Source organism: Hyphomonas sp. FCG-A18 (genome assembly GCF_045287255.1).
Lineage (GTDB): Bacteria > Pseudomonadota > Alphaproteobacteria > Caulobacterales > Hyphomonadaceae > Henriciella.
In genome coordinates this window covers 1,242,819-1,268,641 of the sequence record NZ_CP137142.1, presented here as the reverse complement: position 1 = coordinate 1,268,641, position 25,823 = coordinate 1,242,819, and the positions used below count along the sequence as shown (strand labels likewise).

30 protein-coding genes are annotated in these 25,823 nt (G+C 55.0%); 11 read left to right on the top strand and 19 right to left on the bottom strand.

Annotation, left to right across the window (positions count from 1 at the left end):
* Positions 1–2: 2 nt before the first annotated feature.
* The 12 genes from gspK to RYZ27_RS06235 all read right to left on the bottom strand — a co-directional run bounded on the left by gspK (position 3) and on the right by RYZ27_RS06235 (position 11,068).
* Positions 3–998, bottom strand: a complete 996-nt coding sequence (gene gspK, locus RYZ27_RS06290) for a type II secretion system minor pseudopilin GspK (protein ID WP_406681525.1) — start codon at positions 996–998, stop codon at positions 3–5.
* Complete coding sequence (gspJ, locus tag RYZ27_RS06285; protein ID WP_406681524.1) at positions 998–1,618, bottom strand: type II secretion system minor pseudopilin GspJ; 621 nt, start codon at positions 1,616–1,618, stop codon at positions 998–1,000. The genes gspK and gspJ overlap by 1 nt, the downstream gene beginning before the upstream one ends.
* Entirely contained in the window at positions 1,615–2,055 is a 441-nt protein-coding gene (locus RYZ27_RS06280; protein WP_406681522.1) for a type II secretion system protein, read from the bottom strand. Before RYZ27_RS06280 ends, gspJ begins: the two co-directional genes overlap by 4 nt.
* Positions 2,045–2,527 (bottom strand): GspH/FimT family pseudopilin, encoded by a 483-nt coding sequence (locus RYZ27_RS06275; protein ID WP_406681521.1) that lies wholly within the window; start codon positions 2,525–2,527, stop codon positions 2,045–2,047. The genes RYZ27_RS06280 and RYZ27_RS06275 overlap by 11 nt, the downstream gene beginning before the upstream one ends.
* A gap of 8 nt (positions 2,528–2,535) precedes the next feature.
* Positions 2,536–2,988, bottom strand: coding sequence for a type II secretion system major pseudopilin GspG (gene gspG / locus RYZ27_RS06270; protein WP_406681520.1), 453 nt, complete (start codon positions 2,986–2,988; stop codon positions 2,536–2,538).
* A gap of 11 nt (positions 2,989–2,999) precedes the next feature.
* Positions 3,000–4,217, bottom strand: coding sequence for a type II secretion system inner membrane protein GspF (gene gspF / locus RYZ27_RS06265; protein ID WP_406681519.1), 1,218 nt, complete (start codon positions 4,215–4,217; stop codon positions 3,000–3,002).
* Between the two features lie 2 nt (positions 4,218–4,219).
* Positions 4,220–5,710, bottom strand: coding sequence for a type II secretion system ATPase GspE (gspE, locus tag RYZ27_RS06260; protein ID WP_406681518.1), 1,491 nt, complete (start codon positions 5,708–5,710; stop codon positions 4,220–4,222).
* 40 nt (positions 5,711–5,750) lie between these two features.
* Positions 5,751–7,688 carry a type II secretion system secretin GspD gene (gene gspD / locus RYZ27_RS06255; protein ID WP_406681517.1) on the bottom strand — a complete coding sequence of 646 codons (1,938 nt, stop codon included), beginning with the start codon at positions 7,686–7,688 and terminating at the stop codon, positions 5,751–5,753.
* 17 nt (positions 7,689–7,705) lie between these two features.
* Positions 7,706–8,554, bottom strand: coding sequence for a type II secretion system protein N (locus tag RYZ27_RS06250; RefSeq protein WP_406681516.1), 849 nt, complete (start codon positions 8,552–8,554; stop codon positions 7,706–7,708).
* Positions 8,555–8,680: 126 nt separating this feature from the next.
* Complete coding sequence (locus tag RYZ27_RS06245; RefSeq protein ID WP_406681515.1) at positions 8,681–9,250, bottom strand: prepilin peptidase; 570 nt, start codon at positions 9,248–9,250, stop codon at positions 8,681–8,683.
* Entirely contained in the window at positions 9,243–9,947 is a 705-nt protein-coding gene (locus RYZ27_RS06240) for an RlmE family RNA methyltransferase (RefSeq protein ID WP_406681514.1), read from the bottom strand. Before RYZ27_RS06240 ends, RYZ27_RS06245 begins: the two co-directional genes overlap by 8 nt.
* Entirely contained in the window at positions 9,944–11,068 is a 1,125-nt protein-coding gene (locus tag RYZ27_RS06235; RefSeq protein WP_406681513.1) for a Ppx/GppA phosphatase family protein, read from the bottom strand. The genes RYZ27_RS06240 and RYZ27_RS06235 overlap by 4 nt, the downstream gene beginning before the upstream one ends.
* Before the next feature lie 111 nt (positions 11,069–11,179).
* On the opposite strand from RYZ27_RS06235, the gene hspQ reads away from it, so the two are divergent.
* Positions 11,180–11,563 carry a heat shock protein HspQ gene (gene hspQ / locus RYZ27_RS06230; protein ID WP_406681766.1) on the top strand — a complete coding sequence of 128 codons (384 nt, stop codon included), beginning with the start codon at positions 11,180–11,182 and terminating at the stop codon, positions 11,561–11,563.
* Between the two features lie 6 nt (positions 11,564–11,569).
* Here the strand turns inward: hspQ and maiA are convergent, their stop codons facing one another.
* Complete coding sequence (maiA, locus tag RYZ27_RS06225) at positions 11,570–12,211, bottom strand: maleylacetoacetate isomerase (RefSeq protein ID WP_406681512.1); 642 nt, start codon at positions 12,209–12,211, stop codon at positions 11,570–11,572.
* A 71-nt stretch (positions 12,212–12,282) separates the two neighbouring features.
* Here maiA and phhA point away from each other — a divergent pair, with 71 nt between their 5' ends.
* Positions 12,283–13,149, top strand: a complete 867-nt coding sequence (gene phhA / locus RYZ27_RS06220) for a phenylalanine 4-monooxygenase (RefSeq protein ID WP_406681511.1) — start codon at positions 12,283–12,285, stop codon at positions 13,147–13,149.
* Between the two features lie 134 nt (positions 13,150–13,283).
* Here phhA and glnA read toward each other — a convergent pair whose 3' ends face one another.
* Both glnA and RYZ27_RS06210 read right to left on the bottom strand, forming a co-directional pair.
* Positions 13,284–14,687: a type I glutamate--ammonia ligase gene (gene glnA, locus RYZ27_RS06215; RefSeq protein ID WP_406681510.1), complete on the bottom strand. Its 1,404-nt coding sequence runs from the start codon at positions 14,685–14,687 to the stop codon at positions 13,284–13,286.
* Between the two features lie 45 nt (positions 14,688–14,732).
* The gene (locus tag RYZ27_RS06210; protein WP_406681509.1) at positions 14,733–15,071 is read right to left on the bottom strand and encodes a P-II family nitrogen regulator; all 339 of its coding nucleotides are present in this window, start codon (positions 15,069–15,071) and stop codon (positions 14,733–14,735) included.
* Positions 15,072–15,366: 295 nt separating this feature from the next.
* On the opposite strand from RYZ27_RS06210, the gene RYZ27_RS06205 reads away from it, so the two are divergent.
* Entirely contained in the window at positions 15,367–16,062 is a 696-nt protein-coding gene (locus tag RYZ27_RS06205) for a Coq4 family protein (RefSeq protein WP_406681507.1), read from the top strand.
* A complete protein-coding gene (locus tag RYZ27_RS06200; RefSeq protein WP_406681506.1) occupies positions 16,059–16,601 on the top strand; it encodes a histidine phosphatase family protein in 543 nt (180 codons plus the stop codon). Before RYZ27_RS06205 ends, RYZ27_RS06200 begins: the two co-directional genes overlap by 4 nt.
* 21 nt (positions 16,602–16,622) lie before the next feature.
* Here RYZ27_RS06200 and RYZ27_RS06195 read toward each other — a convergent pair whose 3' ends face one another.
* The gene (locus RYZ27_RS06195; RefSeq protein ID WP_406681505.1) at positions 16,623–17,246 is read right to left on the bottom strand and encodes a phospholipid-binding protein MlaC; all 624 of its coding nucleotides are present in this window, start codon (positions 17,244–17,246) and stop codon (positions 16,623–16,625) included.
* Between the two features lie 18 nt (positions 17,247–17,264).
* Positions 17,265–18,023, bottom strand: coding sequence for a VacJ family lipoprotein (locus RYZ27_RS06190; RefSeq protein WP_406681504.1), 759 nt, complete (start codon positions 18,021–18,023; stop codon positions 17,265–17,267).
* 155 nt (positions 18,024–18,178) lie between these two features.
* Here RYZ27_RS06190 and RYZ27_RS06185 point away from each other — a divergent pair, with 155 nt between their 5' ends.
* From RYZ27_RS06185 to RYZ27_RS06155, 7 genes are read left to right on the top strand one after another with little or no spacing between them, the layout of a single operon-like run.
* On the top strand, positions 18,179–19,153 hold the full coding sequence (locus tag RYZ27_RS06185; protein ID WP_406681503.1) for an ArsR/SmtB family transcription factor: 975 nt from the start codon (positions 18,179–18,181) through the stop codon (positions 19,151–19,153).
* Positions 19,150–20,061, top strand: coding sequence for a methylenetetrahydrofolate reductase [NAD(P)H] (gene metF / locus RYZ27_RS06180; RefSeq protein ID WP_406681501.1), 912 nt, complete (start codon positions 19,150–19,152; stop codon positions 20,059–20,061). The genes RYZ27_RS06185 and metF overlap by 4 nt, the downstream gene beginning before the upstream one ends.
* Complete coding sequence (locus RYZ27_RS06175) at positions 20,058–21,134, top strand: homocysteine S-methyltransferase family protein (RefSeq protein WP_406681500.1); 1,077 nt, start codon at positions 20,058–20,060, stop codon at positions 21,132–21,134. The genes metF and RYZ27_RS06175 overlap by 4 nt, the downstream gene beginning before the upstream one ends.
* Positions 21,135–21,137: 3 nt before the next feature.
* Positions 21,138–21,572 carry a gamma-glutamylcyclotransferase gene (locus RYZ27_RS06170; RefSeq protein WP_406681499.1) on the top strand — a complete coding sequence of 145 codons (435 nt, stop codon included), beginning with the start codon at positions 21,138–21,140 and terminating at the stop codon, positions 21,570–21,572.
* A 9-nt stretch (positions 21,573–21,581) separates the two neighbouring features.
* On the top strand, positions 21,582–22,133 hold the full coding sequence (locus tag RYZ27_RS06165; protein ID WP_406681498.1) for a pyridoxamine 5'-phosphate oxidase family protein: 552 nt from the start codon (positions 21,582–21,584) through the stop codon (positions 22,131–22,133).
* Positions 22,134–22,142: 9 nt separating this feature from the next.
* Positions 22,143–24,770 (top strand): methionine synthase, encoded by a 2,628-nt coding sequence (metH, locus tag RYZ27_RS06160; RefSeq protein ID WP_406681496.1) that lies wholly within the window; start codon positions 22,143–22,145, stop codon positions 24,768–24,770.
* A complete protein-coding gene (locus RYZ27_RS06155; protein WP_406681495.1) occupies positions 24,767–25,168 on the top strand; it encodes a VOC family protein in 402 nt (133 codons plus the stop codon). Before metH ends, RYZ27_RS06155 begins: the two co-directional genes overlap by 4 nt.
* Here RYZ27_RS06155 and RYZ27_RS06150 read toward each other — a convergent pair.
* A complete protein-coding gene (locus RYZ27_RS06150; RefSeq protein ID WP_406681494.1) occupies positions 25,153–25,389 on the bottom strand; it encodes a DUF1467 family protein in 237 nt (78 codons plus the stop codon). The two genes, RYZ27_RS06155 and RYZ27_RS06150, sit on opposite strands and share 16 nt — an antisense overlap.
* The gene (mce, locus tag RYZ27_RS06145; protein WP_406681493.1) at positions 25,390–25,821 is read right to left on the bottom strand and encodes a methylmalonyl-CoA epimerase; all 432 of its coding nucleotides are present in this window, start codon (positions 25,819–25,821) and stop codon (positions 25,390–25,392) included.
* Positions 25,822–25,823: the final 2 nt, after the last annotated feature.

Genomic DNA, 25,823 nt, shown 5'->3' with positions numbered 1-25,823 from the left:
CCTTATTCAACCCTTTCCCGACGCAAAACTCTGACTGGCTGCCCCGGTGGCATTTCAATCAGAAACTTCACGCGCATACTCTGTCCGCGATAGGCAACATCTGCGGTTGTTTCCACCAGAGATGACACCACACCAAGCCGCTCAAGGCGTCTTAGATCAGGGCTAATCTGATTCACAGCCGCTTCTTGCAAAAAAACCTCAACATCTGGCCAGCCGCCTGTTGGGCGCGCGAGAATGAGCGATCTGGCCTGCTGGGGCTCTAAAGCGCCTGAGAAAGCCTCGATGAGGCGCGGCGCCGATCGCTCTGTGAGTGTGTTGATATTTAGCGGTGGTGAGGGTTGCAGCGTGTTCTGTGGCAAGACACAGACCAGACCTTCAAGTTGCTGGACGACGTCTTGGGTAAAGCCCTGGATCGCACGAGCTTCAGAAACACTCTCCAATGGCTGCGATGACGTACGATAGGCGGGGGTTAGTCCAGTATAATAGGCATCCTCTGCCCCGCCGAGACGACTGATACTGTCATTGTCACTCCAGTCCCGCAGGCTGGCTGACAAAGTTTGGGCTAAACCGCGCTCAAACTCGAAATCCTCGAGGAAGACCTGAAACGGATCAATCGTATCGCGGCGGCGTGTTGTTTCCTCTTCATTGGTCGTCGCGCGCTTGCCATTGAGGTCATAGCAATTGGTCATATCCCGCACGCTCAGGGTTACAGATCCACCCTCGACCGGAAACACCTGAGGCTGCAACAGTCCCGGTAAATCAGAAGATAGACGCCCTTCTGTCTCCAGCATGATCGCTGTCAACTGCGATTTCACCACTTCCTCACCGGCGGCAATGTAAAGTCGGAGTTGCGCCTGACCATCGAGCAAGCGGGTGCGGTCTACTGAACTGCGCACAGATTGGCTGATCCCAACGGCGACAGCTGACATGGCCGCCACAATCATCAGCACTGTGACCAGTGCCGCGCCACGTTCATGTTTGCGTGTCGTCCAAAGCATCAAATCCGCCCTCCGGTCAGCGCGGAGATGATCAGCTCGCGCTCATCCTCAAAGACGATTTCAAGCTCAATCAGGTCGGGCAGGATATGGAGCGCCTGTCCCGCATCACCCTGCCATTCGCGGGACCATTCGCCGCCGCGCAGGAAGCGGACATCAATGCGGCTAACCCCTTCAAGTAGAATGCGCTCGACGCGCGGTGTACCGGTCACCGCATCAGGGCGCACAGTGGCCGTTCGAATAAGCGTGTTATTCTCCAGACGATACTCAACGTGCTGGAGCGTGCTGCGATCTTCGCGGCTTTGCGGGTTTACCCAACCAGAGCGGACAAAAGCGAGGATGGGTCCACGTTGATCAGAGGCATTGCCAAACAGATTACCCGGCGCGCCAAACCCGGTTTCTGGCACAGTTGCCCGCATGGACAGGGCGGCAATGTCATTGCGCAGGAAAGCCTGTGCCATATCAAGGGTGCGAATTTCAGTTTCCTTGTCGCGAAGCTGTTTACTGGAACTACTTGCACCCATGAGCAATCCGGTACCTGCGGCAGAAACAATTGCCAGAACAAAGAGCGCCACCAAAGTTTCAGCCAAAGTGAACCCGCGTTGAGAGGGAGATCGCGTCATGACGGTTCGCCCTCCCCTTCGGTACCGCCGTCTTCATCCTCAACTGCAGCAAGCGGTAATGGGACAGCCTTCAAAGACACCAACCGGGAGAGAACCTGCGTCCCTTCCCCTTCAAGGCGGACCTGCACTTCCAGCGCCTGCAAGCCACCCGGCTGAGCAGGAACAACTGTCAAACTATACGCAAACTGGCGTCCAAGCTGAGTCTGTGTCCCGGTCTGGATACCGCCATCCAGGACATTCGGCTCGACCATGGCCAAGGCCATGACATTTTCCCCAACGGTGCGCGCCAAGAGCCGCGTTTCAAGCGCAGCTGTGTTGCGTGTCGCGTCAGAGGAAATCTGCAAAAGCGGGATCGCTGCCATCGCGAGAATGCCCATCGCCGCAACAGTCTCAACCAGACTGAACCCGGCTTCAGATCGCGCATGCCTAGCCCGCATCGATCTGTACCTCACCATCGGCCAGAACCGTCACGGACAAGCGCTCTCCTCGTGAGCGAACCAGCATTTCGGTCGGTGTGTTCACGCCTGTCGGATCAAAAAGGATGTCAGGGCGAGCTTGCTCATCAGCCTCCGTCTCAGGGGCATTCAGAAACACAATATCAACGCGCTCCGGCACGGACTGGCTGTTTCCTGAAACCGCGTGCCACTCCCCCTGCCGCCATTCCTGCAAACGGTAGCGATCACGGGCAAAGCCAATCCCAACAACACGGCCCGACAGGATTGCCCGGTCATGTGCGCGAGACACATCCTGCGCAAAGCGTTCCGTAAAGCGCTCTGCCTCGCTTGAACGCTCAGGCAGTGTCAGGACAACAAGGCTGCTGGTAAGTGCGATAATAAAAACAACCGTCAGAACCTCAATCAGGGTCATCCCGCGTTCGCTATGGCGCGTATGTGCGAGGGTGCCCATCATGGCTGTGATCAGTTGTCCCAGTTACCGATATCAGCGTCGAGCTCTTCCCCACCTTCTTTGCCATCGGCACCATAGGAGTAGAGATCATAAGCACGGCCAGACTTGTCACCGGGGCGTTCATAGACGAACGGACGTCCCCACGGGTCCATGGGCAACTTGGTGATATAGCCCCCCTGCCGATAGCTCGCACCGCTGGGGATATTGTCCGGGCGTGTGACCAGCGCTTCAAGGCCCTGTCGTTGGCTCGGATAATCGTACATATCAAGGCTGTATTGTTCGAGCGCGTTGGCCAGCCGGGTGATATTCGTCTGTGCGGTCTTGACCTGTGCATCGGTGCGCGCGCCAAGCACGTTAAACAGGACCACGGTTGAGAGTAGACCAATGATAAAGATCACCACCATGATCTCTGTCAGGGTAAACCCGCCTTCGCGGCGCAGGCGTTTGATCCGTTTCAGGTCCATTATTATCTCCGTCAGCCACCAATGGCCATTGTATTAAGTTGCAGGATAGGCAGCATGATTGCCAGCACGATGAGCGCGACAATCCCCGCCAGGATCACGATCAGCAATGGCTCAACCAGTCCGAGGGCGACCGTGGCATTATTGTCCAGCTCATCTTCCATATAGTCAGCTGCGCGACCCATCATGTCCGGCAGGTTGCCGCCACGCTCGCCACTCGCGACCATATGGACCAGCATGCCCGGGAAAAGCTCTGACTTACGCAAGGCGCGATTAAGCGATTGGCCCTCTTCGACGTCGCGGCGGACTGTTGTGAGAGCCTTTTGAAAGACTGCATTGCCAACTGCGCCGCGCGCCGCCACCAGAGCGTCAGGCACGGTGGCGCCACTACCGGACAATGTCGCAAAGGTTCGCGAGAACCGCGCGGCATTGACCGTCCGCATCAGTTTCCCAATCAGAGGTAAAGCCAGCACAAACTTATCCCAGCGCAGCTTCAAGGCAGGCTGAGTAAACACCCGTCGCATGCCCCATCCGGCCAGCATCAAGAGCGGGATCAGGATAATACCCGACCCTCTCAGAAAATTCGAAACCGCGATGACCCCCTCAGTCAGGGGCGGCAAATCCTGACCGATTGTATCAAACTGTTCAACCACCGCGGGGACGACGAAAACCATAAGCAGAATAACAACGACCAGCGCGACAACCGCGAGAACCGCCGGATAAATCAGTGCCGATAGAAGTTTACGACGAAGCTTGCGGGATTTTTCCAAATGCGTGGCGAGACGCTCCAGCACCTCACCCAACCGCCCGGCCTGCAATCCCGCAGAGACAACAGAGCGATAGTATTGCGGGAAGACCTTGGACTGTTGAGCCAGCGCCTCGTCCAGCGCGTAGCCCTCCTGAACCGCTGCGCGCACACTCATCAAGGCGCCACGTACGCCGGGTTTCTCAGCTTGTCCGGCAATTGCCCCAACAGCCTCTTCAACTGTTGAGCCAGACCTGATCAGCATAGCCAGCTGACGGGTTGTCAGAACGAGATCATTTCCGCCCATGGAGCCGCCTGAACGTGAAAAACGCTTTTGGCTCTTTTTCTCGGATGTCTCATTCACCTCCAGCGGTGACATCTGACGTAGGCGTAACTCCTTGCGGGCCGCGCGCGCGGAATCAGCGGTTATGACCCCTGTGGCCTGCTTCCCGTCCGGGCCGATGGCAACATAGTCAAAAACCGCCACGCCTAACGCTCCTCATCGCGGCGGCAAACGCGCAGCACTTCCTCAACGCTGGTTTGGCCGCTTACGATATAACGCGCCGCATTGGTGAACAGCGTATCGTGTTGCGCAAAGGCCTGATCCTGAATTTGGTCTTCGGAACCATCATTACGGATCAGCTCTCGCAGATCGCTGTCGACTGTGATCAGTTCATAAACGCCAAGACGCCCAGCATATCCGGAATTACCACAGGCCATACAACCTGTTGGCCGATAAAACGCCTGAACGTCACTTGCTTGCAAGCCGAACATGGCAAGCTCATCCGGGTTGGGCTCATGCGGGCGCTTGCAATGATCGCAAAGCTTTCGCACCAGACGCTGCGCAATCACCGCGCGCAGGGTCGCCGCCAGAACATAGGGCTCAATCCCCATATCGCGCAGACGCTGAATCGCCCCTGCCGCGCTATTCGTGTGCACGGTGGAGAGCACTGGCCGCCCCGTGGCGGCAAACTCGAAGGCGACTTTGGCGGTTTCGAGATCACGGATCTCCCCGACCATGACGACATCGGGATCGTGACGCAGGATCGCCCGTAAAGTTGCAGCAAAGGTCAGACCGACCTTGTGGTTCATCTGGGTCTGGCTGATGCCCTCAAGGCCATATTCGATCGGGTCCTCGAGCGTCATCACATTCCGCTCGCCATTGTTCAGAACAGAGAGAGCCGAATAGAGCGTCGTGGTTTTCCCTGAGCCAGTTGGGCCAGTCACCAGCGTAATGCCATTCGGCTGAGCCAGAACCTCCCGGAACCGCGCCAACGTGGCGCCGTCCATACCAAGTTCATCTAGCCCAAGCAGCGCATTACGTGTGTCCAGCAAGCGCATGGTGACGCGCTCACCATAACGGCTTGGCAGGGTCGAGACCCGGACATCAATGCTGCGCCCGCCAATAGAAAGCGAAATCCGGCCATCCTGCGGCATGCGCTTCTCAGCAATATCGAGCCGCGCCATAACCTTGATCCGGCTGATCAGGGGCGCAGCAAGGCGGCGCGATGGGGTCAGCACTTCCTGTAAAACCCCATCAATACGGTAGCGCACAGACATCTGGTCTTCATGTGGTTCGATGTGAACGTCCGAGGCTTTGCGATTGACCGCCTCATAGATCAGGCCATTGATCAGGCGGATGACCGGAGCGTCATCATCACCATCAAGAAGGTCTGCGGTTTGCGGAATACCCTCAACAAGGCTGGCGAGATCCCCATCTCGATCCAGAGCGGCCTCAGCCTCATCGCCTGTAACCCCTTCGCGAGCATAATGCTCAGTCAGGGCGCGCTCAAAAGCCGAGCCATCCATGGCCTGCAGCGTAAATGGCAGACGCAGAACGCGGCGGGCTTCGGATAGCGCAAATGGGTCCGCGCCATTACGCACGCCAAGCTGTACGGCCTCGTCACTGCGATCGAGAACAACAATCCCCTTATCGCGCGCGAAGCTATAACTGAGGTCTGGACCAGTCTGTGCGTTCATTTTTCCACTCTACCTGCGCCATAGAGGCCGCACAAATAGGTTATTCCTCCATTGGAGGCTTGTCCCCCAGCACTTCCTCAATGAAAGTATCGAGCGAGCTGCTACCATTATCGGCATCACGCAGCATTTCTTCGGCCCGGATGTAGCGATAATTCCGGTTTGTGACACTACGGGCTTCTTCACGATTGCGCACGATGGTCGGCTTAATAAAAACCATCAGGTTTGAGCGGTTCTGTCCCTTCCCTTCGGATTTGAAGAGATTACCGACGACTGGGATATCACCCAGAATTGGAACTTTGGAGTTCACAACCGTGTCTTCCTGTTCGATCAGACCGCCGAGCACGATGATCTCGCCATTATCGGCCAGGACCTGTGTCGTGATTTCACGTTTGTTGAAGATCGGGTTGGTCGCATCTTCTCCCACCACACCCGCGATGTTCGAGACTTCCTGATAGATATCGAGCTGGACCGTGTCATCTTCAGAGATACTCGGGGTCACTCTAAGTGTCACACCAACTTTCTGGCGCTCGACCGTCTGGAAGGGGTTTGAGTTATCCGAGCTCAAGACAGAGCCAGTTGCGATCGAAACCTCCTGACCCACCAGCAATTCCGATGTGCCATTATCAAGCGTCATATTAAACGGTTTGGAGAGGATACGAGAGTCTGTGTCTTTCTCTACGGCTGTCAGAACAGCCCCAAAAAGCGTGTCGCCACTTTGGCCAACACCACCAACCGTTGCGCCATCGAGCCCTAGGAGTGAGTTCACAGCTGGTGTGGTAAACGGGTTCGTCCCACCAAACACGTCCGGGTCAATCAGAGCGCCCCCTAAAGCCAGAAGATTTGGCGCAGAACGCGAAAAGCTGGTGCTCAGGAATGGAATTTGGGACTCACCAGTCCCAGACAACAGGAATTCCACGCCAAGTTCACGGGCCGTATCATCTGAAACTTCAACAATGATGGCCTCAACCAGCACCTGCGCGCGGCGACGATCAAGCTCATCGACAACGCGTTCCATGGCCAGCAAAGACTCTGGCGGCGCACTGATGACGAGGGAATTGGTGGCCTCATGATGGGCGATCGTTGCTTGTCGAGACACATCATCCGCGGGACCGGATTTTGCCGCCATAGACTCGCTAAGCTTTTCCAGAATGGGAACAATGTCTTCGGCAGTAGAATTCTTCAGCGCAATGACCCGCAAACTGTCTTGAATCGGATCGGTCTCATCCAACTCTGTTGCGACACGGATCGCCTGAGCAACATTCAGCTCATCCCCGCGCACCACGATAGAATTGCTGCTTTTGGAGGCTGAGACCTCAAAGTTCGTTCTTGCGCCATCTTCCCGTGTCGACATCAGGTTGGAAAGGATACCTTCCATCTCAACCGCAGGCACATTGCGCAGAGCAATCGTTTCCATCTTGGTGCGATCCGAGCTGTCGAGCCCCGCAACCACTTCGCGTAGACGCGGCATGTTCGACGCATAATCAACAACAACCAGCGTGTTCGACCGCGCATTGGCGATCACCTGTCCCTGTGCGTCCACCAGAGGTTTGACCATCTGAGCTGCCTCAATCGCCGAGAAATTGTTGAGGCGGATCACTTCTGTCCGGAAGATATTGGCCCCTGATGCATTCAGCGATGCCTCACCAATCGCCATTTGCTCTGGCAAAATACGGTAAACACCGCGCCCAGCAGGTACGGCCGTAAATCCATTTACACGAAGCGTGGACAGGAAAACCTGAAACACCTCATCCGTAGTCATGGCCGCTTGCGACATCACGGTCACTTTGGTGCGCCGTACATCTGGATGCAGAATGAATGTATATCCGGTGATAATGGAAACATCATCGATCAGCGCCGTCACCTCAACATCATTGAGGTTCAACACATGACGTGATGCCTGTGGGGAGTTCATTTCCGCTGTGGCGATCGGTGTGGCCAGCACCATCGCAGCTGCGGTTCCAAGAAATACTCTCTTCATGGCTCGCCCTCTATCCATCATTCTTCAAACTCAATAATCACTTGTACTGGCTGCCCGGCCCGGTCAATCTCCAAAGAGGCTGCTGATGTTGCCCCCATGACGCTGAGCATCTCATCGGTATCCAGTAGGGCCACTTCTCGGCCATTCACTGCGATTAGAACATCCCCCGGCTGAAAGCCTAAAGCCTGCAAATCAGCAACATCCCCACGCGCCTCGATACGATACCCAATGGTTCGCCCTTCACTGCGTGCTTCGCTCAGTGAGATCGTCCGCAAAAGGACATCAGGCCCAGTAATACTGATAGATCGCGGTGCTGGCTCCACATCAACTGTCGCGCGCGGCACACTGCCGTCGCTAATGACAGAAAGGCCTGCTGAACGGCGCCCCAGCAGAAGCGTCTCATCGATACCGTTACGGTTCAAAATCACACGATCAGACAAGATTCGTTCTAAAGTCACACCGGGCAAGACTTCCTCGCCAACAGTGAACCGCTTCTGTTGATTATTCGGTGTGCGAATGGTCGCTGAACTGTTCCGATCAAGGGTCGACATGAGCAAGCCATCCAAAACCAGATTAAGCTGGGTTTCCGGTACATCGATCGGGGTGTCATCAAGTGTGCCTGCCCCCTCAAAAGGGTTTGAGCGCACCAGAAGCGTCAGGTCGGCCTCGGTTGTCACAGTGCGTGACAAGGCAAGTGTCGGCAGAGGTCGCTCTCTATAGTCAGCAACTGACGCTTGCGGCGCCACGATTAGCCATGCGAAGCGCGCTAGGAGTAGTGCGAGTGCGGCGACCAGAAGCAATTCGAGCAGAAAACGCACAGGCGCCTCGAACGCTAATAGCCTATCGATTGGGTTGGCTTGCGCCATCCTTACTCACCCTGTTCTGCTAACGCTTATGGTTAGCCTCTCAAACCTTCAGTCCCTATACTGACGACCCGTGTAGGAAATGTGACGAAACTGTTTCATCACAACAAGTCCTATTAAGTCATGTGACTATCCGGCAATTAAGTGCCCCAGGCACCATGCGAACCAGATTCCCACGGCCAAAAACGGACCAAATGGGATTGCCTGTCTGCCTTGTGCCTGGCCACTTAGCAGCATGACCAGGATGGCCATTGTCGAGGCAACCAGTAAGGACAAAGGTATACCTGCAGGCCCAAGCCACGCCCCGCCTGCGGCTAAAAGCTTCGCATCACCAAGGCCGATCGCTTCAATACCGCGCTGTCTGAGCCAAAGCCAACGCAGCCCCGCGATCAGGCCAAATCCAAACAAGGCCCCTATGCATGCCCAAAAGTATCCTGAGCCAAAATTGCCGCCGACCCAAAGGCCAATCAGAACCAAAGGGAGCGTAATCCAATCGGGTAAAATATAGCTTCTCAGATCAATCGCGGTAGCGACAATCAAAGCGGCAAAAAGGATAGACGACCAGATCACTGGCGGCGGTTGTGATATCCAATAGCTATAGCTCCATACCGCTAGGAACAGAGTAATCACGACGAAAAGAGCCACCAGCCTCAATCTGGCAGAGTAAGTCTTGAATTCAGGGTAATCCGGCTCAGCCACGATAGCCCATTGCGACAACAAAGAGTTCAGGGGAGCCCGCACGGCTGGCGGGTGGCTTGATGTGTTTGACGGTTTTGAACATGCGCTTCAGCCGCTCCTGCATGTCCGCTGTCGCGCCGCCTTGGAAGACCTTGGAGCAAAATGCCCCGCCCTTAACCAGATGCTCTTCAGCAAAATCAAGGGCCATATCAGCCAGCGTCGCCGTGCGCAGGTGGTCAGTTTGCCTGTGCCCGGTCGTGTTTGCAGCCATATCCGAGAGTACGAGATCAGGCGGACCACTCAGCCCCTTCATCATCGCTGCAACATCATCCGGGTTCATGATGTCGCCCTCGATCACATGCGCGCCAACAACAGGCTCAATTGCCAGCAGGTCAATTCCAACCAGCTCTTTTGGTTTGTGTTTGAGGACAACCTGTAACCAGCCACCGGGCGCGCAGCCCAGATCGACCACTCTTTGTCCCGGCTTCAAAATCCCGGTTTGCTCATGGATTTCCAGCAATTTGTAAGCCGCGCGCGCACGATAGCCGTCACGCTTGGCTTTCTGCACATATGGGTCTGAGAGCTGTCGCTCAATCCACTTTTTCGAGCTTTCGGACTTGGCGTTATAAGCGGTCACTTTGCGTTCACCCATCCGGCGGCCAGACCCACGTTTGGTCTTGTCTGGTCCTTTCCAGCGACGTTTTTCGGTCTCACTCATTCTGCCGCCTCCACGCGCTGTGCCTGCATAGGTTTCGGTTTACGTCGTCGACGCTTTTTACCGTTTCGTTTCCGCCGAGGTGGGCCCTGCATCATGGATAACAAGAGCCCTTCACGTAAACCACGATCAGCAACCCGCATTCGGCCACCCGGCGCAAGGCTCCAGGCCGCTTCGACAATTGCACATCCAGCCAACATCATGCCAGCCCGATCCTCGCCAATTGTTGGGAACCTCTTACGTCCATCAGGGCCGGCATCCTTAAGGCGATTGACTGTTGCCATCATCTCCGCCTCAGTCACCCATTGCCCGTCCACAGCGTCACGCCGATACTTTGTCAGGCCAAGGTGCACCCCGGTCAGGCATGTCACCGTGCCCGATGTTCCGATCACATGGGCCTCACCGCTAGCAAACATTTCGCGGATGCCCGGCGCGCGCTTCCACTTGTCGATAAGGCCTTTTGCATGCCCCAGCATCGCCGGATAGGCTTCGTCTTCGGGCAAGTGAGCGAAGGCTTCTGTCAGCGTCACAACGCCAATGGGCAAACTCGTCCATGCCTCAATCGGCGACTGGGTCAGAAGCCCCTTAAGCCCATCCTGCTGTACCGGATGGGCATTGACGAGAGAGAACTCTGTCGATCCGCCACCAATATCCAGCACCAAGACTTTTTTGACGTCTGGCGCGACAAGGTTGTGACAGCCGACCATGGCCAGCTTCGCTTCCTCGGCACCACTGATGATCTTGAAAGTCAGGCCAATCTCTTCACGCACGCGTTTGATGAAATCAGGCCCATTCTCAGCACGGCGACAGGCCTCAGTTGCCACACAGCGGACATGGGCAACCTTCTTGGCTTTGAGTTTAGCCGAAATCTTTCTTAGCGCATCCATCGCGCGTTCAATTGAAGCATCAGACAGGCGACCGGTTGCCTCAAGCCCCTCACCGAGACGAACAATCTGCGAGTGTGAATCAAGCACAGCAAAGCTATCACGCTTGCGCGCGGCGATCAGCAGCCGGCAATTATTTGTCCCAAGATCCACCGCTGCATAGAGCGGGGGTCTCTTCCCTGCGTGGCCCCGGTTCCGGCTGCTTGCTGCCCGGTTGCTACGCTTTTTTTCGTCAGCCATATGCGGCCCAAATCTTGTCTGTTACCCAAAGCTGTAGCACACAAGGGTGTGATGAGTCATCGACCCAGTGTCATACAGCGCCTCGCGCAATTGTTTGGATCACGACAAGCCGTGGCTCCAACCCCTGCGGTTGAAGCGCCTGTTGAAGAACAGCCGCTTCCAAATGCAGTCATCTCTCGGGACGCAAAATATCAGATCGGTCAGGTCCTGCGCCACCGTCTGTTCGACTTCCGCGGTGTCGTTTTTGATGTTGATCCGACCTATGCCAATACTGAAGAATGGTATGAGGCAATCCCTGAAGAGGTCCGCCCGGACAAGGATCAGCCTTACTATCACTTGTTCGCGGAAAATGAGCGGACGCATTATGTCGCCTACGTCTCAGAGCAGAACCTCGTCCCCGATGAGAGTGACGCACCGATCAAGCACCCTGACATCGCTAAAGTTTTTGAAGTCAGCGATGGTGCCTATGTCCTGAAACCCGGACAGCGCAACTAAACCACATCAGACAGGCGCATTCGCTTCCGGTGAAGCTTTCTGAAAAGCCTCCAGAGCCATACATGCGGCATCCACTGCGACCAGTTTCGGATAAGCGCCAAGATCCACATCAAATCGGCGCGCATTATACACCTGCGGAACCAGTGTTATCTCCGCGATGGTCGGATACTCAGCAAACAGGAATGGGCCTTTAGTCTCTTCGATACGCGCCTCAAGCGCCGCAAACCCCCTGTGAATCCATTCGGCATACCAGGTCGAAATCGCAGCGCTATCCTGCCCCATTTCCTCACGCAACCAAGCTTGGACAGAGACATTATTAAGCGGGTGGACATCGCAGGCGATTGTATCGGCAAAGGCCCGCGCCTTTAGGCGCATAAGCGGGTCGGCAGGTAAAATCGGAGCATCAATCCACGTTTCGTCTAGCCACTCCAAAATCGCCATGGATTGGCCAATGACCTTGCCATCAATCTCAATAGCAGGAACACGCATTTGCGGATTAAGGGCTTTGTACTCGGAAGATTTATGCTCAAGCTTATCGGGATGCAGACTGATTGGCACGCTCTCAAAGGCAATGCCTTTCAGATTGAGGGCAATACGCAGGCGATATGCCGCCGAAGAGCGCCAATAATCATAGAGTTTAACAGCCATTCTCTGCCCTCGCGCAAATTTTAACCAAGTCTCTTGACGACATGTTACAGACTCTGGCCTATATTAGTTGCATGAGCAACCATTCTGAACGACCCGCACACACCAATCCAGACTGGACCATAGATCAGGGCTGGGCTGATTATACCGAGACAGAACACCAGACGTGGGACACGCTATATGAGCGTCTAATGGCAGTCTTGCCTGGACGCGCGGCGCCAGAGTTTTTGCATGGACTTGAAGCCCTGAACCTCAATCGCGGTGGTATTCCGAACTTTGAAGAAATATCCGATGAACTGGAACAGCTGACAGGCTGGCGCGTCGTGGCCGTCCCAGGCCTTGTGCCTGATGATGTTTTCTTTGAGCATCTGGCTAATCGACGGTTCCCAGCCGGGAGCTTTATCCGCAAGCCCGAGCAGCTCGACTATATTCAGGAACCGGATGTCTTCCACGATGTCTTTGGCCATGTGCCAATGCTGACGGACCCGGTTTTTGCCAACTATATGGAAGCGTATGGCAAAGGGGGCTTGCGCAGCCTGCGTCATGCAAGCCTGAAGAATCTGGCCGCGCTCTACTGGTATACGGTTGAGTTTGGCCTGATAAAGACCGATCAAGGCTTGCGCATTTATGGCGCGGGCATTGTCTCTTCCCCTGCCGAAAGCCGTTTCTGTCTGGAAGATCCTTCACCAAATCGGATTGGCTTTGATCTCGAACGCCTAATGCGCACAGACTATCGCATCGATGATTTCCAGCAGACCTATTTTGTGATCGACAGCTATGAAGACCTGTTCAGAGCGACCGTGGATACCGACTTCGCACCCTTCTATGCGCAGATGCTTGGCAAGTTTGACCTCAAGCCTGAGGATGTTCTGGATAGCGATACGGTTTTGACAAAGGGTACCCAGGCCTATGCCAATCGCGGTGGGCGTTTCGCCGCTTAGAGCCTATTTTCACAATCCAGAACCAAACAAAAAGACCGGGCTCCTGATGAACCCGGTCTTCTTCTCCACGCCTGTTCCCCCAGACGTAACTTTCAGGCGGCACCTTAAGAAGATACCGCCCATAAAAGAGTGATCTACACCTTGTAGTACATGTCGAATTCGACAGGGTGCGGGTGTAACTGCAGGCGCTCAACTTCTTCCATTTTCAGGTCGATATAAGCGTCAAGCTGATCATCATCGAACACGCCGCCCTTCTTGAGGAAGTCACGGTCCGCATCAAGCGCCTCAAGCGCTTCGCGCAGAGAGCCACAGACTTGCGGAATAGACTTCGCTTCTTCCGGTGGCAGGTCATAGAGATCCTTGTCCATCGCATCACCCGGATGGATCTTGTTTTCAATGCCATCAAGACCCGCCATCAACAGGCCAGCAAAGGCCAGATATGGGTTGGCCGTTGGGTCCGGGAAGCGCGTTTCAATACGCTTGGCCTTTGCACCGGTTCCGAAAGGAATACGGATAGACGCTGAACGGTTGCGGGCTGAGTAAGCCAACATAACAGGGGCCTCAAAGCCTGGCACCAGACGCTTGTACGAGTTTGTCGACGCATTGGTCAGAGCATTCAGCGCCCGTGCATGCTTAATGATACCGCCAATGTAGTAGAGGCATGTCTCTGACAGGCCAGCATAGAGGTCGCCTGCAAATGTTGGCTTGCCACCTGACCAGATTGACTGGTGCACGTGCATACCAGAGCCGTTATCGTTGAAATATGGCTTCGGCATAAAGGTCGCTGTCTTGCCATAGCTCGCAGCAACATTGTGAATCACATACTTATACAGCTGCAGATTATCTGCCATCGTCACCAGCGTGTTGAACTTCATACCAAGCTCATGCTGAGCTGGCGCCACTTCGTGGTGATGCTTTTCAGGCTCAAGACCAAGCTCACCCATGACAGAGAGCATTTCAGAACGCATGTCCTGCTCGCTATCGATTGGTGGGACCGGGAAATAGCCCCCTTTTGGCCCAGGGCGGTGGCCCATATTGCCCATTTCATAGGACTTGCCTGTATTGGCTGGTAGCTCGGTCGAATCGAAGCTGTAGCCCGTCATATGCGGCTCAGTATTCCAACGCACATCGTCGAAGACGAAGAACTCAGCTTCTGGGCCAAAGTAAGCTGTATCCCCAACGCCCGTCGACTGTAGATAAGCTTCCGCTTTCTTCGCTGTGCCCCGTGGGTCACGGCCATAAGGCTGGCCAGAAATCGGGTCGAGAATATCACACATGACAGCCAGCGTGGTCTGCTGGAAAAACGGATCGACCTTTGCAGTATCCACATCCGGCATCAGAGTCATGTCAGACTCATTGATGCTTTTCCAACCCGCCACAGATGAGCCATCGAACATCTGACCATCGGTGAAGAAATCTTCATCAATCATGCCTTTATCGAAGGTCACATGCTGCAGCTTGCCGCGCGGGTCAGTAAAACGAAGATCCACGAATTCGACATCGTGTTCCTTCATCATTTTCATAATCTTGTCGGCCATCAGTATTCTCCTGTCTTTAAGCCCTGTTCCAAACGCGAGCGGTCTCTAGAGAGCCCCATCACCGGTTTCACCGGTGCGGATGCGGACGGCCTCGCCCACATCGCTCACAAAAATCTTTCCATCGCCAATCTTGCCGGTCTGGGCGGCCTTGGTGATCGCTTCGATGGCACCTTCAACAGCACTATCGGCGATCACAACCTCAACTTTGAGCTTAGGCAGGAAGTCCACAACATATTCGGCACCGCGATACAGCTCTGTGTGTCCGCGCTGGCGACCGAAGCCCTTGGCTTCAACGACGGTCATGCCCTGAACGCCGACTTCATGAAGGGCTTCCTTCACATCATCCAGTTTGAACGGTTTGATAATCGCTTCGATTTTTTTCATGGCTCCGGCCCCTGTGACTCGCTTCTGCTGACTGGCTTAGCCTACCCATTCACTGGCGTAGAGGTGACAAATAAGAACCTGCAATCCATGAGCGATGTTGCATCGAAAATGACCACTTGTGCACAAGGATCAGGCAGGCATTCAATCAAAAAGTGACGCAGGCGTCATTGTTTTGAGGGGCTCAGTCTGTTAGACTGGTATCAATAACAAGGTATTGACTATGCTCCGACCCGTTCCTTTCATTGACCCAGCCAGGCCCAAACCAAAGTTGAAGCCGCTAAAAGCATGGCGGCATATGCAGGCTCTCATCGCCGACAAGGAAGATACTAAGCAGGTGTTTCATATTATCGAGGCGCTGAACGGGAATGCGACACGTAGGGATTTTGAGAAATTCTATGCATCACCTAAAGGCCCAGAACTCCTTGATATACACAGGGATTTGCCCCCGATGCTGGATAATCATGACGCTCTGAGGAAGCTGCCAGAAGGATCGGTTGCCCATGCCTATGTCGATTTCATGGAGCGCGAAGGGCTTTCGGCTGCTGGCCTTGTGGCTGAGAGTCTGACACAACGCGAAAAGCAGCAGCAATTCGATGACGATTATCTGTGGTACATGAACCGCCTGCGCGACACGCATGATCTCTATCATGTCCTCACTGGCTATGGTCGTGATGCTCTGGGTGAAGACGCTCTGCTCGGGTTCAGCCACAGCCAGAATGGTGGCCTTGGCGTAAGCTTTATTGCCTTTATGGGATCACGGGAAGTCGCAAAGCATGCCCCACGAGAAGCCAAAATCCCCGCCGTGCTCAAGGAAGGTCGGCGCCATGGAAAGCTGGCCGCGCGCATTGTTGATCAAGACATTGAAGCCCTGCTGGCCGAACCGTTGGACGCAGCTCGCGAACGTCTCGGGATCAGGGAGCCTGTTTTGTACAAGCGAGCGCTGAAAATTATCGCTGACGCGGGCCTTGATCCAGCTCTGGTCGCCGCATGATCACACTCGTCCGTCACGGTGAAGCCGCAGCAGGATGGGGCGACCATCCTGATCCCGGCCTATCGGATACAGGCTATGCGCAAGCTCAGGCTGTTGCATCGAGCTTAAGTACGAGATCAGTGTCATTGATTCTGACAAGCCCAATGCAAAGGTGTCGAGAAACAGCACACGCACTTGAAAAAGTGCTCGATCAAACAGCACTTGTCACACCGGAAGTGTCAGAAATCCCAACGCCAGAAGACCTACAACAGGATCGCGTGGACTGGTTAAAAGGGTTGATGGCAGGAAACTGGTCAGATACCCCACCTGTAATCCAGGACTGGCGTCAGGCCCTGATCGCCAAGATTGTGACACTGCCAGACAATACTGTCGTGTTCACTCATTTTGTCGCGATCAATGCCATTGTTTCCGGCCTGGAAGGTTCAGATGCTGCTGTCGTCTTCCGGCCAACCTACTGTTCCCAGACGATACTGGAGCGCGCAGCAGACAGATTACAGGTTACGCGCCGCGGCGCAGAAGCCGAAACGCGCGTTCTTTAAAACCCTAATACTTGAAGCAGGCTACTCTTCGCGCTGCGCGACAAGGTCTGCTGTCATGCCCTCAATCTTGGCGATGAGTGCATCAGATGATCCCTGATTTTGATCAAGAATGGACAGGAACTGTGCTTGCTGCTCAATTGCCAACCAGATCAGGTTACCGTCCGCATTCAGGGCAATATCAACAACCTGATATTCACCACCCCGCAGCAGGACACGCCAACGAACCGTCAGTGTTTCACCATCAGCTCGTAAAATCTGGGTATCAACGATTGAGTCGCGCGCGTTACGGTCAACCGATCCGGTGACCTGAACCGCCTGGCCCTTATACTCATTGAAATAGAATTCGTAGACTGCCAGTGCATAGGTCCGGAAGGTCTGGATATACCGCTCAAGCTCGTCTTCGGAGAACTGGCGGGCATATTTGCCGATCACAAACTTTGCCACAGCATCGAGGTTGGAAAACTCTTCCATATAGAGCTGGAACTGCTCTCGCCGTTCCTCGGGTGTCACATCCGGCGCATTCAAAGAAGCCAGCACATTATTGGCATTTTCCTGCACATAGGCTTCGGTCTTCTCATCAGCGAGCGCTGGAGCTGCCATCAGCATTACTAGGCCAGCAGATATAGCGGCTCTAAAAGGTGTCATTAAACGCATGACAATTTCCTACTCAGTTTCATCCCCGAAATCGTAATCATCAAATTCGGGCAAATTTGCGAACGGGTCTTCTTGCGGTACGCCGTCACGAATTGCGGCGTCTCTTTGTTGTGAATAATTACGGCGCAGGGCCACATAAGGTTCCGGCTGTGAGCGTAAGGCTTGAATTTGTGGCTCAAGGCGCTCTCTGACTGAAACGACACCCGCCACACCAATCGCTGCGCGTGTCGCAACATATGTGTCACCCTGACCATAGTTCAGGGGTGAGGCAAAACCATCAACACCGCTGCCTGTCAGGTCACGCAGGTTGGTTGGCCCACGCAGGGGGAGCACAATGTAAGGCCCAGCAGGGACGCCCCATTTGCCAAGCGTCTGGCCAAAATCTTCTCGATGCTGAGGCACCTCAAAATGTGTCGCAGGGTCAAAAATACCACCAAGTCCGATTGTTGTGTTCACAACAAAACGCGAGGCTGTATCAATCGCTGCGCCAGGTTTACCCTGTAGAACTGTATTCACGAAAACAACTGGCTGATTGAGATTGGTCAGAAAATTGGTGACACCGCCACGGATTGGTTCATTGGTAATTGCACGATAGCCATCGGCAACCGGTCCCAGGACTGCCTTGTCGACACCCTCATTGAAGCCGTACATAGTCCGATTAAACCCCTCGAGAGGGTCAGGTACATCGCCTGCCATGACTGGCTCTTGTGTGGTTGCACACGCAGAAAGCCCTACCAGAGCCGCCGCAATCAATATTTGCCCCCGCATAGGCGGCTCCTTCTTCTTATCGTTACGCGATATGCGACCGCAAATGCGGAATTGCAACACACTGAATTGTGAACTTCTTTATACGTTGCGTGTGAGCCACAAGATGAGTGAATAATTCAGTTGATTTTCATATAAACATTTGTTTATACGTTTTTATGACCGCGAATGATCTCCTGACGAAAGCCCTGAAGGCGAGCGGCGAGCCCACCCGGCTTCGCATTCTTGCGCTTTTGCACCAAGGCGACCTGTCGGTTGGCGAACTGGTCGACATTCTTGGGCAAAGCCAGCCTCGCCTATCGCATCACCTGAAAACACTTACGCAAGCTGGCCTCGTTGAGCGACTGCCTGAAGGGTCATGGGTTTACTACCGCACCGCCCGACATGGTCAGGCTTCACGATTGCTGGCGACAATCTTTAACTGCCTGGATACAGCTTCTGAGCCTTTTGCCGCTGATCGCATCGCGCTCACGAAAGTCCGCGGCACGCGCGCGCAGTCTGCTGAGACCTACTTCTCATCCATCGCAGATGATTGGGACAATATCCGGTCATTGCATTTCCCTACCGCAGCGATTGAAACCGCGCTTCTCGATATCACAAACAAAGGGCCGTTTGAGAAACAGATCGATCTGGGTACTGGTACAGGCCGTATGCTCACCCTGTTTGCCCCGCGTGTGAAAGATGCTGAAGGGCTCGACATCTCGCATCACATGCTCACGGTCGCACGCGCCAATCTCGCACGCTCAGGCGTCGCTCATGCCCGCGTCAGACAAGGAGATGTAACCGCCACACCTTTTGAGGATGCCACGGCGGATCTTGTGACGATCCATCAAGTGCTTCACTTCATGGATGACCCTTCCGCGGTCATCCATGAGGCTTGCCGCCTGCTAAAGCCCGGTGGTGAGCTTGTGATTATCGACTTTGCCACCCATGAACTGGACTTTCTAAGAGAGAAGCAGGGGCACAAACGCCTCGGCATTCGCAATACGGACATGGAAACCTGGTGCGCTGATGCTGGTTTAACCGTGTCGCCCCCACATCGCATTGATCCACCCGAAACACTGGAACAAGGCTTGTCCGTTCTGATCTGGAAAGCCATCCGCCCGTCTTCAATAAAGGATGCTGTCGCATGACACAGCTCGCCACAGCCACGCAGCAGGACTCCCCTGCCCCAAACGTTTCCTTCGAGTTCTTTCCGCCCAAGACTGATAAGATGGAAGCGAAGCTTTGGGAATCTGTCGCGCGTCTATCCCCAATGACGCCGCGTTTTGTGTCTGTGACGTATGGCGCTGGCGGATCAACCCGCGACCGCACGCATGCCACCGTGGCCAAGATTGCACAGGATACACCTCTGACACCTGCAGCGCATCTGACCTGTGTCAGTGCAACCAAGGAAGACGTGTTGCAGGTCGCTGAAGACTATTGGAATGCGGGCGTGAAGCATATCGTGGCCCTGCGCGGTGATCCCCCAACAGGAATGGGCGAGCAATTCGAGCAACATCCCGGCGGATTTCGTGATAGCGTGGACCTGATCGAAGGCATTCGGGCACATCGTCCTGAACTCGGTCAGGTGTTTGAGATTTCAGTGTCTTGTTATCCAGAACAGCACCCGGACAGCCAAAGCTGGGACGCCGACATTGCTTTCCTTAAAGCCAAACAGGATGCCGGGGCGGATCGCGCCATCACGCAATTCTTCTTTGAGCCTGACACGTATCTGTCTTTCCTGGATCGCGCGCAGGCTGGCGGTATCACCATGCCGATTGTTCCCGGGATCATGCTGCAACCAAACTTCACAGGTTTGAAGCGTATCTCAAAGCTTTGTCAGGCCAGCATCCCGGATTGGCTCCACACTCTTTATGAGGGCACCGAGGACGATCCGGAAACGCGCGAACTGATTACTGCAAATGTTGCTGCTGAACTGTGTCAGGCACTCGCAGAGCAAGGCGTCAGCGACTTCCACTTCTACACACTGAACAAGGCAAGCCTTGCCCTTTCGACCTGCCGCCTACTGGGCCTGAAACCGAAGGAAGCCTCTCAATGAGCAATCGCACCGACCGTATCGCCGCACTCCACGCCGCCGCGAAGGACCGTATCCTGATGCTCGACGGCTCATGGGGGGTGATGTTCCAGCGCATGGGTCTGGAAGAGGCGGATTATCGCGGGGATCGTTTTGATACCGCGACTTATCCGGGCCAGATGAAGGGGAATAATGATATTCTCTGCCTGACCCGCCCCGAGCGCGTGACAGAGCTGCATGATGCCTATTTCGCAGCTGGGGCCGACATCTCTGAGACAAACACCTTCTCAGCCACCACAATTGCGCAGGATGATTACGCGCTCGACCTGCAATCGGTTATCGACATTAACTTCGAGGGCGCAAAACTTGCGCGAGAGGCAGCAGACCGCTGGACCGAGAAAGAGCCGCATAAACCGCGTTTTGCTGCTGGTTCAATCGGCCCGCTCAACAAGATGCTGTCCATGTCTTCAGACGTGAACGATCCCGGTGCGCGCGAAGTCACCTTCGATCAGGTCTATCAAGCCTATCGCGAACAGGTGCAGGCGCTTAATGAAGGCGGCGTTCATCTCTACCTGATTGAGACGATCACGGACACACTGAACTGCAAGGCCGCGATCAAGGCGATCATGGACCTGGAAGCCGAGGGTATGGAAAAGTTGCCCATCTGGATTTCCGGCACCATCACAGATCGTTCAGGCCGCACCCTTTCCGGGCAAACAGTTGAAGCGTTCTGGCACTCGGTTCGCCATGCCAAACCGTTCGCCATCGGATTTAACTGCGCCCTCGGCGCCGACCTGATGCGCCCGCATATTGCCGCGCTTTCACGCATCGCGGATACGCTGGTCGCGGCTTATCCGAATGCCGGCCTGCCAAATGAAATGGGGCAGTATGATGAGGAACCACACAAGACGTCTGGCGAAGTTGGAACATGGGCGCAAGATGGCCTCGTCAATATCCTCGGGGGCTGCTGCGGAACAACGCCAGAGCACATTTCCGCCATTGCCAAAGCGATTGAGGGCGTAAAACCACGCCAGCCTGTTGTTGAAGAGCGCGCCATGCGCCTCTCCGGCCTCGAGCCGTTTGAATTGGTGAGTTAGGGCATGCGCACAAACGGCCCTGTCACTTTAGGCGATCTGTTCATTTTCTACGGCCTGCTCAAACAGGGCGCGAGCGGTATGCCCGCCAATATCGATTTGGAGGCAGCCGGCGAATTCCTCGGTACCTGCCGATTTAAAGGGCGGCTGTATAATCTAGGCGGTTTCCCAGGGATCGTAGACGGTGACACGCTATGCCACGGTGTGCGCTATCGCCTTGATGATGCGAGCTTAATTGAAGCGCTTGATGCATTTGAGGATGTCCTGCCCGATGATCCTGATACTTCGCTCTATAAGCGGATCAAAGTATCGGTTCTGGATGATCAGGCTGAGCCCACTGGCGAGACCGCATGGATTTACTGGTTCAACCAGTCGGTTGAACCTTATACTGAAATTCCGGATGGCAACTGGCCACTCGACGCTGGCAAGACGCGTAAATAGGAGGCCCGCATGAAAGTCTATGAAAAACTCGAAGAGAAGATTATCCGCTTCATTGAGGAGCAGAAGCTCTTCTTTGTCGCGACAGCGCCCCTTTCCGCCGAAGGGCATGTGAACCTCTCCCCCAAAGGTTATGATGCTTTCAAGGTGATCGATGACACGACAGTTGCATGGCTCGACCTTGGCGGCTCGGGCATCGAAACGCAGGCCCATGTTCAGGAAAACGGCCGTATCACGATCATGTTCTGTGCCTTCGAAGGGCCAGCGAACATCCTGCGCCTCTATGGCACGGGTGAGGTGATAAACATGCATGATGAGGGCTTTGACGAGATGCTCGCCCTATTCCCCGGTTTTGATCGCGCACGTGGCATCTTCAAGGTCAAGCTGACCCGTATTCAGGATAGCTGCGGTTGGGGCGTCCCGTTCTATGAGTTCAAGGGCGAACGCGACCAGCTCACCCGCTATATCGACAACAAGCCCAAGGAAGAGTGGGCCGAGAGCCGCTACACCAAAAATGCGGAAAGCATTGATGGATTGCGCGGTTTGGAACGCCCTAAAGAGTAGCTCCACAATATGACCTCCCAAGCCTCCACTACTTTCGTCAATATTGGCGAGCGGACCAATGTCACGGGTTCTGCGCGCTTTCGGAAACTGATCACGGCGGGTGATTATGCGGCCGCTGTAGAAGTCGCGCGCCAGCAGGTTGAGAATGGCGCTCAGATTATCGATGTGAACATGGACGAGGGCATGTTGGATGGCGCGCTCGCCATGACGACATTCCTCAACCTGATTGCGGCTGAGCCTGATATTGCCCGTGTCCCCGTCATGATTGACAGCTCCAAGTGGGAGGTGATCGAGGCAGGTCTGAAATGCGTGCAGGGCAAGGCTGTCGTCAACTCCATCTCGATGAAGGAGGGCGAAGCGCAATTCATTGAGCAGGCTCGCAAATGCCTGTCTTATGGCGCGGCTGTCGTGGTGATGGCCTTTGATGAGGTTGGGCAGGCCGATACCGCGCCGCGCAAGATTGAGATTTGCCAGCGCGCATTCAAAATCCTGACTGAGACCGTCGGCTTCCCGCCCGAAGACATCATCTTCGATCCGAACATCTTCGCGGTGGCCACCGGGATCGAAGAGCACAATAGCTATGCTGTGGACTTCATCGAGGCGACGCGCGTGATCCGCGAGACCTGTCCGGGCTGTCACGTCTCCGGCGGGCTTTCCAATGTCAGTTTCTCCTTCCGCGGCAATGAGCCCGTGCGCCGGGCGATGCACTCGGTTTTCCTCTATCACGCGATCCCTGCAGGCATGGACATGGGCATCGTCAATGCGGGTCAGCTCGACATCTATGACGAGATCGAACCGAAGCTTCGCGATCTGGTCGAAGATGTCATTCTCAACCGCAATGCAGATGCCACTGAGGCCCTTGTCGATTACGCCGAACAGTTCCGTGGCCAGAAAGGCAAGACGGCTGAGAAAGACATGTCCTGGCGCGAGCTGAAGGTTGAGAAACGCCTCGAACATGCCCTCGTCAACGGGATTACAGAATTTATCGAGGAAGATATTGAGGAAGCTCGCGCTGCGGCGGCTCGCCCGCTTCATGTCATCGAAGGCCCCTTAATGGATGGCATGAATGTCGTGGGGGACCTGTTCGGATCAGGTAAAATGTTCCTGCCGCAAGTGGTGAAGTCAGCCCGCGTGATGAAGGCGGCTGTCGCCTATCTCGACCCGTTCATGGAAGCGGAAAAAGTCGAGCTGGGAACCGTTGACCAGAACAAAGGCAAAGTCCTCATGGCCACAGTCAAAGGGGATGTGCATGATATCGGCAAGAATATTGTTGGCGTCGTCCTCGCCTGTAACGGTTATGAGATTGTCGACATGGGCGTCATGGTGCCATGCGAGGATATTCTTGCCAAAGCTGAGGATGAAAAGGTCGACATTATCGGCCTGTCTGGCCTCATCACACCCAGCCTTGATGAAATGGTCTATGTCGCACGTGAGATGCAGCGCACCGGGATGACGCAACCCCTGCTGATCGGCGGCGCCACGACCAGCCCGGCACATACCGCCGTGAAGATTGATCCGGCCCGTCAGAACGGCCCAACCGTCCACGTTACCGATGCCAGCCGCGCGGTTGGTGTCGTTTCCACCTTGCTCTCCGATGATGAACGCCCACTTTTTGTGGAAACAACGCAGGCGAAATATCAGCGTATGCGCGATAGCCGTTCAGGCGGACCACCAAAGCCGCGCCATCCGATCGCTGTGGCCCGTCAGCATGCCCATAAACTCCAGACAGGCCCGGCCCCTGCCCCATCGTTCACGGGCACAAAAGTGCTGGAGGATTTCGACCTCTCTGTGCTCGCCCGCTACATTGACTGGACGCCATACTTCTCCAGCTGGAATCTCGCTGGGCGGTTCCCGCAAATCCTCGAAGACAAGATTGTCGGCGAAGCCGCCAGTGACCTGTGGCGTGATACCGAAGTCATGATGCAGCAAATCCTCGGGCAGGACTGGTTCAAACCGAAAGCCGTGATTGGTTTCTGGCCTGCCAAACGCAGCGGCGACGATATTGTGCTTGAGAGCGGCGAAGTCTTCCATACGCTCCGCCAGCAGATGATGAAGGATAATGAGCGGGCGAATTTCGCGCTGTCAGATTTTGTCGCTGAAGCCGGTGATCATATTGGCGGCTTCGCCGTGACCTCTGGCCCGGAAGCTGAACAAATCGCCAAGGCGTTCGAAGCCAAAGGCGATGATTATTCCGCCATCATGGTCAAGGCGCTTGCCGACCGCTTCGCTGAAGCCATGGCCGAGTACATGCATGAACAGGTCCGCAAAACCCATTGGGGCTATGCCAGTGATGAGGATCTCGATAATGAGGCCCTGATCAAAGAAGCCTATGAGGGTATCCGCCCGGCCCCCGGCTATCCGTGTCAGCCGGACCATACTGAAAAGGAAACGCTTTTCCGGCTACTACAGGCTGATCGCATTGGCATGGAATTGACGACAAGCTTCGCGATGACACCAGCAGCTGCAGTCTCCGGCCTCTATATCGCTCATCCTGAAGCAGTTTATTTCGCCGTGGGCCGGATCGAGCGTGATCAAGTCGCGGACTATGCCTCCCGCAAAGGCATGGAGATGCGCACGGCTGAACGCTGGCTGGGTCCAATCCTGAATTATGACCCAGCCGAGGTTGAAGTGGCGTGACCCAGACCATCGCGCTCATCACCCTTGTCGTGCCGGATTATGATGCCGGAATAGATTTCTATGTCGGCAAGCTCGGTTTTGAACTGCTTGAGGATACCAAGCGCAGTGAGACCAAGCGCTGGGTTCGTGTCGCCCCGAAGGGCGCGCAGACCGCGATATTGCTGGCAAAGGCTGACGGCCCAAAGCAGGAAGCGGCTATTGGCAACCAAACTGGAGGTCGGGTTGGCTTCTTCCTGAATACGGATAATTTTGACCGTGATTACGCAGCAATGAAACGGGCTGGCGTAACCTTCAAGGAAGAACCACGCCACGAACCCTACGGCTCGGTTGCTGTGTTCAGTGACCCATGGGGAAACCTGTGGGACTTGATCGAGCCGAAAGCCTACCCTGCCAGATAAGGAACGATCACAAAATGGGCGAGTATGGTCAAACCGACCGCCCCTAACGTTGCCCAGATAACCTTCTTGCGCAGCATAGGCTCTTTAGGGGCGCCCTCTTCGGACCCCTCAATCACCTCGCCACCATCCTCAAACTGGCCCTTCACACCAATTGGCAGGACCGCCAGAAGACAGATCCACCAACTGATAAAGAAGACAACGACGGTTCCGACCGGGTCCATTTAGTGTGCCCCATCCTTTGGCGTTTCCATCAACTCGATCAGGACACCATTGGAATTCTTCGGGTGTACGAAAATGATTGGCGTACCGTGTGCACCGATCCGCGGTTCACCCAGAACAGTTGCGCCGCGATCCTTCATCTCACGCACAGCCTCGTGGATGTCCTCAACTTCGAAACAGACATGATGCTGCCCGCCTTTCGGGTTCTTCTGAATGAAGTTCCAGATTGGGCTTTCCTCATTCAGCGGCTCAATCAGTTCGATCTGGCTGTTGGGCAGATTGACGAAACAGACTTTCACGCCCTGTGCTGGCATGTCGAACGGCGTCGTAATGTCTGTCGCGCCGTAAAGTGTGCGGTAGGTGTCCATCGCGGCTTCAATATCCGGTACAGCAACACCAACGTGATTGAGCGGTCCAATCTTGAAATCTGTCATCT

What these genes read in the sequence shown, in the direction of transcription:
- gspK (WP_406681525.1), bottom strand. Translation starts at nt 998, where the DNA reads ATGCTTTGGACGACACGCAAACATGAACGTGGCGCGGCACTGGTCACA.
- gspJ (WP_406681524.1), bottom strand. Translation starts at nt 1,618, where the DNA reads ATGACGCGATCTCCCTCTCAACGCGGGTTCACTTTGGCTGAAACTTTG.
- RYZ27_RS06280 (WP_406681522.1), bottom strand. Translation starts at nt 2,055, where the DNA reads ATGCGGGCTAGGCATGCGCGATCTGAAGCCGGGTTCAGTCTGGTTGAG.
- RYZ27_RS06275 (WP_406681521.1), bottom strand. Translation starts at nt 2,527, where the DNA reads ATGATGGGCACCCTCGCACATACGCGCCATAGCGAACGCGGGATGACC.
- gspG (WP_406681520.1), bottom strand. Translation starts at nt 2,988, where the DNA reads ATGGACCTGAAACGGATCAAACGCCTGCGCCGCGAAGGCGGGTTTACC.
- gspE (WP_406681518.1), bottom strand. Translation starts at nt 5,710, where the DNA reads ATGAACGCACAGACTGGTCCAGACCTCAGTTATAGCTTCGCGCGCGAT.
- gspD (WP_406681517.1), bottom strand. Translation starts at nt 7,688, where the DNA reads ATGAAGAGAGTATTTCTTGGAACCGCAGCTGCGATGGTGCTGGCCACA.
- RYZ27_RS06250 (WP_406681516.1), bottom strand. Translation starts at nt 8,554, where the DNA reads ATGGCGCAAGCCAACCCAATCGATAGGCTATTAGCGTTCGAGGCGCCT.
- RYZ27_RS06240 (WP_406681514.1), bottom strand. Translation starts at nt 9,947, where the DNA reads ATGAGTGAGACCGAAAAACGTCGCTGGAAAGGACCAGACAAGACCAAA.
- RYZ27_RS06235 (WP_406681513.1), bottom strand. Translation starts at nt 11,068, where the DNA reads ATGGCTGACGAAAAAAAGCGTAGCAACCGGGCAGCAAGCAGCCGGAAC.
- maiA (WP_406681512.1), bottom strand. Translation starts at nt 12,211, where the DNA reads ATGGCTGTTAAACTCTATGATTATTGGCGCTCTTCGGCGGCATATCGC.
- phhA (WP_406681511.1), top strand. Translation starts at nt 12,283, where the DNA reads ATGAGCAACCATTCTGAACGACCCGCACACACCAATCCAGACTGGACC.
- glnA (WP_406681510.1), bottom strand. Translation starts at nt 14,687, where the DNA reads ATGGCCGACAAGATTATGAAAATGATGAAGGAACACGATGTCGAATTC.
- RYZ27_RS06210 (WP_406681509.1), bottom strand. Translation starts at nt 15,071, where the DNA reads ATGAAAAAAATCGAAGCGATTATCAAACCGTTCAAACTGGATGATGTG.
- RYZ27_RS06205 (WP_406681507.1), top strand. Translation starts at nt 15,367, where the DNA reads ATGCAGGCTCTCATCGCCGACAAGGAAGATACTAAGCAGGTGTTTCAT.
- RYZ27_RS06200 (WP_406681506.1), top strand. Translation starts at nt 16,059, where the DNA reads ATGATCACACTCGTCCGTCACGGTGAAGCCGCAGCAGGATGGGGCGAC.
- RYZ27_RS06195 (WP_406681505.1), bottom strand. Translation starts at nt 17,246, where the DNA reads ATGACACCTTTTAGAGCCGCTATATCTGCTGGCCTAGTAATGCTGATG.
- RYZ27_RS06190 (WP_406681504.1), bottom strand. Translation starts at nt 18,023, where the DNA reads ATGCGGGGGCAAATATTGATTGCGGCGGCTCTGGTAGGGCTTTCTGCG.
- RYZ27_RS06185 (WP_406681503.1), top strand. Translation starts at nt 18,179, where the DNA reads ATGACCGCGAATGATCTCCTGACGAAAGCCCTGAAGGCGAGCGGCGAG.
- metF (WP_406681501.1), top strand. Translation starts at nt 19,150, where the DNA reads ATGACACAGCTCGCCACAGCCACGCAGCAGGACTCCCCTGCCCCAAAC.
- RYZ27_RS06175 (WP_406681500.1), top strand. Translation starts at nt 20,058, where the DNA reads ATGAGCAATCGCACCGACCGTATCGCCGCACTCCACGCCGCCGCGAAG.
- RYZ27_RS06170 (WP_406681499.1), top strand. Translation starts at nt 21,138, where the DNA reads ATGCGCACAAACGGCCCTGTCACTTTAGGCGATCTGTTCATTTTCTAC.
- RYZ27_RS06165 (WP_406681498.1), top strand. Translation starts at nt 21,582, where the DNA reads ATGAAAGTCTATGAAAAACTCGAAGAGAAGATTATCCGCTTCATTGAG.
- metH (WP_406681496.1), top strand. Translation starts at nt 22,143, where the DNA reads ATGACCTCCCAAGCCTCCACTACTTTCGTCAATATTGGCGAGCGGACC.
- RYZ27_RS06150 (WP_406681494.1), bottom strand. Translation starts at nt 25,389, where the DNA reads ATGGACCCGGTCGGAACCGTCGTTGTCTTCTTTATCAGTTGGTGGATC.
- mce (WP_406681493.1), bottom strand. Translation starts at nt 25,821, where the DNA reads ATGACAGATTTCAAGATTGGACCGCTCAATCACGTTGGTGTTGCTGTA.